The organism is Pseudomonas sp. I2, assembly GCF_040984075.1.
Taxonomy (GTDB): Bacteria; Pseudomonadota; Gammaproteobacteria; order Pseudomonadales; family Pseudomonadaceae; genus Aquipseudomonas; species Aquipseudomonas guariconensis_B.
Genome location: NZ_JBCGFQ010000240.1, coordinates 1 through 381, shown reverse-complemented (window position 1 = coordinate 381; position 381 = coordinate 1). Strand labels below are relative to the sequence as shown.

Below are 381 nucleotides of genomic sequence, written 5' to 3'. Positions count from 1 at the left end.
GCCGGAGCCCGGCAGCGATGCCGGGCTTTTTGTTGTGCCCGCGCCGCGGCAATGTCTGACGCGAAGATCAGAACGCACCGATACGAACGTGCGAACACAGGCGCAACACTGAGCAGCCGTCCCCGCACCGGAGCGCTGCGTGCCGCGCCTCGCCACATCCCGGCGGCAAGCCGCGGGATGCGCGCCACTGCCGTCCGCCCACACCGGTTCGCGGTACGCGCGCCACGCGCCCGAGCGCACGCTGCTGTACGCGTTGGTAGAGGCGCACTACCCGGACTTCATTGCACGGATCGAAGCGGAGGGCCGCTCGCTGCCCGGGTATGTCCGCGAGGCGTTCGATGCCTACCTGCGTTGCGGCGTGCTCGAGCACGGCTTCCTGCG

At 70.1% G+C, this 381-nt stretch carries 1 pseudogene; it reads left to right on the top strand.

From position 1 onward, the window contains the following. Positions 1–139 precede the first annotated feature (139 nt). Positions 140–381, top strand: a pseudogene (locus WCE05_RS26435) (IS91 family transposase); the annotation flags it as partial.